Here is a 7,884-nt window from a genome sequence, read left to right on the forward strand (position 1 = left end):
AGCAGGACGACAGCGACGCCGGTGTCGAGGGTTCGGCGGACGACGCGCCCCAGGAGCAGGAGAAGGGTTCCGGCTCCAGTGAGCGCGGGGACGACGCCGCCGCCCGTGACGGGCGGCTGCGGGACGCCGTGGCCGCGTGGGTCGCGTCGGCCGACCAGGACGAGGAACCTGCGGCGGCCAAGGATGCCGACGAGGGCGCCGACAAGGGCTCTGAGGACGGCCAGGAGGCGGCTGAGAGGGCGGAGGAGGCCGCAGAGGCCGACGCGGACGCCCAGAAGCCTGAGAAGCCTGCTGAGGCCGACGCGGACGCCGGCGAGGACCGAGAGGCCGAAGACGCCGGCGAGGGTGCCGAGGACGGTGCCAGGGGCGAGGAAGAAGAGGCCGACGAGCCGGAGGCGGACCGTTCCGCCACCGGCGGCACGGGCGATTCCGAGACCGCCGAGCCGGACGACTCGGACACCGGCACCGGCACTGACACCGGCAAGGGCGCCGCCGCACCCCCCGTCGACCAGCCCACCGCCGTCTTCAAGGCCGTGCGGCCCCCGGTCGATCAGCCCACCACCATGCTGAAGCTCGGTGGCGCAACCAAGGACTCCAAGGACTCCAAGGACTCCAAGGACAGGTCCGAGAAGGAAGCCGAGCGGACCAGCAAGTTCGTCGCGCTCAAGCCGCTGGACGACCCGTCGACGCGGAAGCCGGCGTCCGGCGCACAGGCCGGACAGGCCGCCCCGGCCGAAAAGACCACCCCGCCTGCCCCCGCCGACGCCACCGCCCCCGTGCCCACCGTCGGCCCCGAGCGGACCACCCAGCAGCCCTTGCCGCCCCGGCCGCCGCTGGATCTGCTGGCCGAGCTGACGAACACCCCGCCGCCGCCGGACACGCCGCTGCGGACGGCCATGCGGCGGGTGAAGATCTGGACGCCGCTGGTGCTGCTGCTGGTGGTCGTCATCGGCGTCGTGCAGAGCGTGCGCCCGCTGCCGGCGCCGACCCTGGACCTCACCGCGAAGGACAGCTACACCTTCGAGGGCGGCAAGGTCGACATCCCCTGGCCGGCCAAGGGCCAGGCCGCGCTGGACGTGCAGGGCATCGGCTCGTTCGGGTCGTCCGGCGAGCAGAAGCCCGTGCCGATCGCGAGCGTCGCCAAGGTCATGACCGCCTATGTGATCCTGCGCGATCACCCGCTCAAGAGCGGTCAGGACGGGCCGAAGATCGACATCGACCAGGCCGCCGAGGACCAGTCCGACGCCGGCCAGGAGTCCACGGTCGACGTCACCAAGGGCGACAAGATCAGTCAGAGGGAGGCGCTGGAGAGCATCCTGATCGCTTCCGCGAACAACGTGGCGCGGCTGCTCGCCCGCTGGGACGCGGGGTCCGAGAAGGCGTTCGTGCGGAAGATGAACGACGCCGCCAAGGACCTCGGCATGAAGAACACGACGTACACCGACCCGTCGGGCCTGAACAACACCACCGTGTCCACGGCCGTGGACCAGGTGAAGCTCGGCAAGGCCGCCATGCAGCAGCCCGCCTTCCGCGAGGTGGCCGCGATGATGTCGTACGTCGACTACAAGGGCACCAAGCACGACAACTGGAACCGCCTGGTCGGCTACAACGACGTCACCGGCATCAAGACCGGCACCACCACCTCGGCGCTCGGCAACCTCGTCTTCTCGGCGAGGAAGGACGTCGACGGCGAGACCCGCCGGATCGTCGGCGCCGTGGTGCGCCAGCCCGCCGGCGGCCCGGACAACACCATCCTGGGTGCCGCGCTGTACGAGGGCGACAAGCTGATCAAGGCCGCGCAGGGCGCGCTGGAGTCGGCGACGATCCTGAAGAAGGGCACGGTCGTCGGCTACGCGGACGACGGTCTCGGCGGCCGTACGCCGGTCGCCGTCACCGAGGACGTCACGGCCGTCGGCTGGGCGGGCCTGTCCGTCAAGCTGACGTTCGCCGCGGACGAGCTGCCGCACACGGCGAAGGCCGGCACGAAGGTGGGCACGCTCACCGTCGGTGACGGCAGCACCAGCGCGGTCAAGGTTCCGGTCGCCCTCCAGAAGGACCTCGTGGAGCCGGGCTTCGCGGACAAGCTCACCCGCCTGGGCTGAGAGCTGAGCCGGCTCACCGGCCCGCAGCACCGCACCCCGCCGGTAACGGCCCGTCCGGGCGCCTCCCGGCGGGGTGCGTGCTAGCGTCGCGAACCGGGCAGGCCGCCGCCCGCGGCGGCGCGGCCGTGGACCGCTGACCGACGGGACACGGCCGGTGAGGCCCTATGAGAAGACGAGAACAGAAGACGGGACAACGGGGAGTGCCTTCGAGTGGCCACTGCGGAGCCGACACGCGCCGACGACGCCGATCCGGGCCCGGTATCCGCCGGCCCGCGAATACCCCTGCTCGCGGCCGGGGAAGACGGCAGCCGGGACGGCCTTGAGGAGCGGCTGCGCACCCTCGTGCTGACGCTGCGTGAGCGCATGCTGCGCCACCCGGTCCTGTCCATCACGGGGCTCGCCGGACTGCTCCACGTCCTCTGGTTCTTCACGTTCGCGAACAGTGGCGGCGATCTGGCCGCGCAGGACGCCTGGGCCGAGTTCGTCGGCCGGCACCCGGACTCGGCGTACAACCTCGCCTGGTACGGCGGGATGCACCCGGTGTCGTACAGCGTGGTGTCGCCGTATCTGATGTCGGTGCTCGGCGTGCGGACGACGATGATGATCGCGGGGACGGTCTCGGCGGGGCTGCTGACCCTGCTCCTGCTGCGCAGCCGGTCCGTCCGCAACCCCCTGTGGGCGTCCCTGGCGGGCGTGTTCGGGCTGTTCTGCAACGCGGTGTCCGGGCGGGTGACGTTCGGTCTGGGCATGATGTTCGCGCTCGGCGCGGTCGCGGTCGTGTTCTGCTGGCCGTACCGGTGGCGGTACAAACGCTGGGCGAAGGCCCTGTCCGCGGCGCCGCTGGCCGCGCTGGCCACCATGGCGTCGCCGGTCGCGGGTCTGTTCGTGGGCCTGGTCGCGGTGGCGTTGTTCCTCCAGAAGCGGCGGCCGGGCGCGTGGGCGCTGGGGCTGGCGCCCAGTGCGGTGGTGGGGGTGTCGGCGTGGCTGTTCCCGTTCTCGGGGACGCAGCCGATGATGATCGGCTCGGTGCTGCTGCCGCTCGCGTTCTCGGTCCTCGTCTTCGTCCTGGTGCCGGAGGACTGGAGGACGGTCCGGCTGACGGCCGCGGTGTACGGGCTGGGCGTCGTGCTGGTGTGGCTGGTCAGCTCCCAGATCGGTTCGAACATCACGCGGCTGGCGATGCTGTTCGCCGGTGTGGCGCTGGTCGCCGCGCTGCCGTTCACGGTGCCGCGGAGCCGCAAGTGGTACGCGGCCGTCGTCGCGCTCGTCGGTTTCGCCGGGTGGATCGGCTTCAAGACGGTCGACGACATCGTGCACACGGCCCCGGCGGCGTCCTGGTCGCGCGAGCTGGCGCCGCTGGTGAACGAGTTGCAGGAGGTCGGCGCCGAGAAGGGCCGCGTGGAGGTCGTCCCCGCCCGCTCCCACCGCGAGGCCTCCGCGCTCGCCCCGTACGTCAACCTGGCCCGCGGCTGGAACCGGCAGGCCGACATGGAGCGCAACCCCCTCTTCTACGACGACACGCTCAACTCGGCGAACTACCACGAGTGGCTGAAGCGCTGGGCGGTGCACTACGTGGTGCTGCCGAAGGACGAGCCGGACGGTGACGGGGGTCAGCGGGAGCGGGCGCTGGTGCGGCGCGGGCTGCCGTATCTGACCCAGATCTGGGGTGACGACCAGTGGCAGCTGTTCAAGGTGACCGCCCCCACGCCCCTCGCCGAGCCGAACGCCGTCGTCGACCGGGCCGAGCAGGGCGAGATGATCCTCCGGGTGAAGAAGCCGGGCCGCATCCTGGTCCGCATCCCGTACTCCCCCTGGCTGAGCATCGTCGACGCGGAGGGCAAGAGCCTGAAGCCGCCCCAGGAGACGCAGGCCTCCAAGGAGCGCCCTGAGAACGAACCGAAGACGTACGTCAACGTCAACGGCTGCCTGACGGAGACCGAGGAGGACGCCCACGGCGACAAGTGGACGGAGCTGCTGGCCCCCAGGGCGGGCACGTACCGCCTGGCGGCGCCGTACCAGCTGCCCAGGGGAACGCCCTGCCCGGAGGAACTGCGCTGAGCCTCAGCGGAGCCGGTCCACGTGGGTGTCGGTGCCCGGCACCGTCGGGATGAACGGTGCCACCAGTTCCACTCCGCCCAGCCCCGACTCGGCCACCGCCGCGTCCAGGCCTGTGAAATGGGGATCCCAGCACTCCCTCGGGTCCGTCTGGAGGAACCACAGCAGGGTCAGCCGGGTGTCGACGCCCTCGACCTGCTTGACGTAGGTCATGCGGTCGCCGGGGAGCGGGGTCGGGCGGAAGACGGTCACCAGCGCCGCCGGGGAGCCCGCGAGTCGCTTGGGCAGGTGGCGGCAGCGCAGCCACTCCAGCAGCTGCGGGCGCTGCTCGGGGGTGCCGGCCTCGACGACCTGGAGGACCAGGCCGGCGTAGGGGTGGTCGAGGGCGTGGACGTCGCGCGGGCCGGCCGCCCCGTCCCGGTAGACCGTCGTCTCGTGGTCCTGGAACGCGGTGAGGACGTGGGTGCGGTCGTGGTAGACGCGGCCGTCGCGGTTGAGGCGCTTGTTGATGGCGACCGTCCAGCGCATGTGGTCGTCGTAGCGGCCGGCGGTGATCCAGTACGTGGACAGGTAGCAGCCCGTGGTGACGGGCTGGGCGATCGCCGACTTCTCGGGGTAGCGCAGGAGTTGCAGGTCACGGGTGGCCACCCAGCGACGGCCCGCGTACATCCAGGGCATGGCCATCGCGCCGGCGTAGTAGTGGTCGTCCTCGTACCAGCGGTTGTAGGCGTACTCGTGGCCCGGGTGCGGTTCGACCATGGTGATCAGGGCGTGGCCGGGGTGGGTGCCGTAGGGGCCGACGGCGGCCAGTTCGGCGTACAGCTCGCTGCGGGTGTCGTCGCTCATGCCCTTCCCCTCTGTTGGCGGCTGGCTCATACTCTGACGCTCCGTCAGATAATGCGCCAGGGTTCCGGGGAGGCTTCGGTGTCGCTGCTCGCGGGGAAGACGGTCGTCGTGTCGGGGGTCGGGGCCGGGCTGGGGCGGCAGGTGGCGGCGGCCGTCGTACGGGACGGCGGGCGGGCCGTGCTCGGGGCCCGTACGGAGGCGAATCTGGCGAAGACGGCGGCCGAGATCGATCCGGACGGGTCGCGCACGGCCTACCGGGCGACCGACATCTCCGACGAGGCGCAGTGCCAGGCGCTGGCGGGGCTGGCGCGGGAGCGGTTCGGGCGGATCGACGCGGTGGTGCACGTGGCCGCGCTGGACGGCCACTTCGGCGGTCTGGAGGACGCGGACTTCGAGGCCTGGCGCTGCGTCCTGGACGTGAACCTGCTGGGCACGCTGCGGATGACCCGGGCCTGCCTGCCGTCGCTCAGACAAGGCGGCGGGTCCGTCGTGTTCATCGGGACGCAGTCGGCGGTGGCGGCTCCGTCGCAGGTGCGGCAGGCGGCGTACGCGGCGTCGAAGGGGGCGCTGACGAGCGCGATGTACTCGCTGGCGCGGGAGCTCGGGCCGTACCGGATCCGGGTCAACACCGTGCTGCCGGGCTGGATGTGGGGTCCGCCGGTGCAGGCGTACGTGCGGTTCGCCGCCGGTTCGCAGGGCGTGTCGGAGGCGGAGGTGCTGGGCAGGCTGACGGATCGGATGGCACTTCCGGAGCTGGCGACGGATGCGGACGTGGCGGACGCGGCGGTGTTCCTGGCCTCGGACCGAGCGCGGGCGATCACGGGCCAGTCGTTGCTGGTGAACGCGGGTGAGCTGATGCGCTGAGGGCGATTTCCAGTCAGGCGACGCGGTTCACGTACGTAAACGCAAGTCATCTCACCGAACTTTTTTACGGTCTCTTGACCTTCCTCTTCCTTGCCGTGCGCACGTCACGGAACCCAGAGTTCACATGCCTGACCCTGGCGGCGCACCCGTGGAAGGGGACTCATGAACGGTCTCGACTGGGCCGTGCTCATCGGCTACTTCGCCGTGATGGTCGCGATCGGCGTCTGGTCGCACAAACGCGTGGACAACGTCAGCGACTTCTTCACCGCCGGCGGCAAGATGCCGTGGTGGCTCTCCGGCATCTCGCACCACATGTCGGGCTACAGCGCGGTGATGTTCACCGGGTACGCGGGCATCGCCTACACCTACGGCGTCACGTCCTTCGTCACCTGGTCCTTCCCGATCGCCCTCGGCATCGCCATCGGGTCGAAGCTGTTCGCCCCGCGCATCAACCGGCTGCGCTCCCGGCTCCATGTGGCCTCCCCGCTGGAGTACCTGAAGAACCGGTACGACCTGAAGACCCAGCAGGCGCTGGCCTGGTCCGGCATGCTGCTGAAGATCGTGGACGTGGGCGCGAAGTGGGCGGCGATCGCGACGCTGCTGTCCGTCTTCACGGGGATCTCCCTCAACCAGGGCATCCTCATCACCGGCGGCATCACGGCGGTCTACTGCACGATCGGCGGCCTGTGGGCGGACGCGCTGACCGAACTCGGCCAGTTCGTCATCCAGTTGCTGGCCGGCGTCGCGATGTTCGTGGCGGTGTTCGTACGCCTCGACGACCACGGCGGCTTCTTCGGCGTCTGGGACTCCCCCGAGCTCCAGGGTCACGAGAAGCCGCTGGTCGGCCCGTACGGCACGGTCTTCCTGCTCGCCTTCCTCTTCATCAAGCTCTTCGAGTACAACGGCGGCATGCTCAACCAGGCCCAGCGCTACATGGCCACTCCGAACGCCAAGGAGGCCGAGCGGTCGGCCCGGCTGTCGGCGATCCTCTGGCTGGTCTGGCCGCTGGTGCTGTTCTTCCCCATGTGGATGTCCCCGCTGCTGGTCGAGTCGCAGAAGGCCGACGGCTCCGACTCCTACGCCCTGATGACCGAACAGCTCCTCCCCCACGGCCTGCTGGGCCTGGTCATCGTCGGCTTCTTCTCGCACACCATGGCCATGTGCTCCTCGGACGCCAACGCCATCGCGGCCGTGTTCACCCGGGACTGCGCGCCGGTGATCTGGGCCCGGGCCCGGGCCTGGAACCAGAGCCAGGGGCTTCGGGTCGCCCGGGTCGCGACGGTCGTCTTCCTCGGCCTGTCCATGGCGGCGGCGACGCAGGTCAACTCCCCGGCGTTCAAGGACATCATCACGGTCGTCATCAAGTGGGTGGCCGGTCTGATGGGCCCGATGGCGATCCCGATGATGCTGGGCCTGCTGCGGGCGTTCCGCCGCTCCGGCCCGACGGCGGCCCTGGTCAGCTGGTCGATGGGCCTGCTCGCCTTCTGGCTGGTGAACTACCCGATCCACTGGAACGTCGAGGGCGGCGTGCCGCTGCAGTACCAGGTGTCGATCCCGCTGGCGGTGTCGCTGGTCCTCTACATCCTCGTCGGCTACATCAAGCCGGAGGACACCCCGGAGCGGCTGGCGCTCATCGAGAAGATCAACACGGACGGCGACGGGGCGGCGTCGGCCGCGGTCCCGACGCCGGCCGGGGCGGCGGACGGCGTGGTGGGGGCCGCGCGCAAGGAGTAGCGGCGGAGTACGGACACCGGGAGAGGCGGCCGTCCTGCGGGGCGGTCGCCTTTCGGCCCACGAGCCGCCTTTCGGTTCACGCCTCGGGGAAACGCCGGTTCACGCCCGGAGGTGGCGCCGGTTTACGCCCCGGGGTGGCACGGGTTCACGCCCGGGGGGCGCGGGTTCACGCCCCGGGGTGGCACGGGTTCACGCCCGGAGGTGGCGCCGGTTTACGCCCCGGGGTGGCACGGGTTCACGCCCGGGGGGCGCGGGTTCACGCCCCGGGGTGGCACGGGTTCAC

General features: G+C 70.9%; 5 protein-coding genes. 4 read left to right on the top strand and 1 reads right to left on the bottom strand.

The window, feature by feature from the left end; genetic code table 11:
* Both AC07F0_RS01475 and AC07F0_RS01480 read left to right on the top strand, forming a co-directional pair.
* Window positions 1–2,102: D-alanyl-D-alanine carboxypeptidase (locus tag AC07F0_RS01475; RefSeq protein WP_478972764.1), on the top strand; the 2,102-nt coding region annotated here is incomplete at its 5' end.
* A 210-nt stretch (window positions 2,103–2,312) separates the two neighbouring features.
* A complete protein-coding gene (locus tag AC07F0_RS01480; protein WP_478972767.1) occupies window positions 2,313–4,160 on the top strand; it encodes an MFS transporter in 1,848 nt (615 codons plus the stop codon).
* Window positions 4,161–4,163: 3 nt separating this feature from the next.
* Here the strand turns inward: AC07F0_RS01480 and AC07F0_RS01485 are convergent, their stop codons facing one another.
* Entirely contained in the window at window positions 4,164–5,003 is an 840-nt protein-coding gene (locus AC07F0_RS01485; RefSeq protein WP_478972770.1) for a hypothetical protein, read from the bottom strand.
* 78 nt (window positions 5,004–5,081) lie between these two features.
* On the opposite strand from AC07F0_RS01485, the gene AC07F0_RS01490 reads away from it, so the two are divergent.
* Both AC07F0_RS01490 and AC07F0_RS01495 read left to right on the top strand, forming a co-directional pair.
* The gene (locus AC07F0_RS01490) at window positions 5,082–5,867 is read left to right on the top strand and encodes an SDR family oxidoreductase (RefSeq protein ID WP_478972773.1); all 786 of its coding nucleotides are present in this window, start codon (window positions 5,082–5,084) and stop codon (window positions 5,865–5,867) included.
* 162 nt (window positions 5,868–6,029) lie between these two features.
* Complete coding sequence (locus AC07F0_RS01495) at window positions 6,030–7,601, top strand: sodium:solute symporter family protein (protein ID WP_478972775.1); 1,572 nt, start codon at window positions 6,030–6,032, stop codon at window positions 7,599–7,601.
* Window positions 7,602–7,884 lie beyond the last annotated feature (283 nt).

Source organism: Streptomyces sp. NPDC045955, from assembly GCF_056430805.1.

Coding starts and splice junctions, on each gene's coding strand:
- AC07F0_RS01495 (WP_478972775.1), top strand. CDS start 6,030: ATGAACGGTCTCGACTGGGCCGTGCTCATCGGCTACTTCGCCGTGATG.
- AC07F0_RS01485 (WP_478972770.1), bottom strand. CDS start 5,003: ATGAGCGACGACACCCGCAGCGAGCTGTACGCCGAACTGGCCGCCGTC.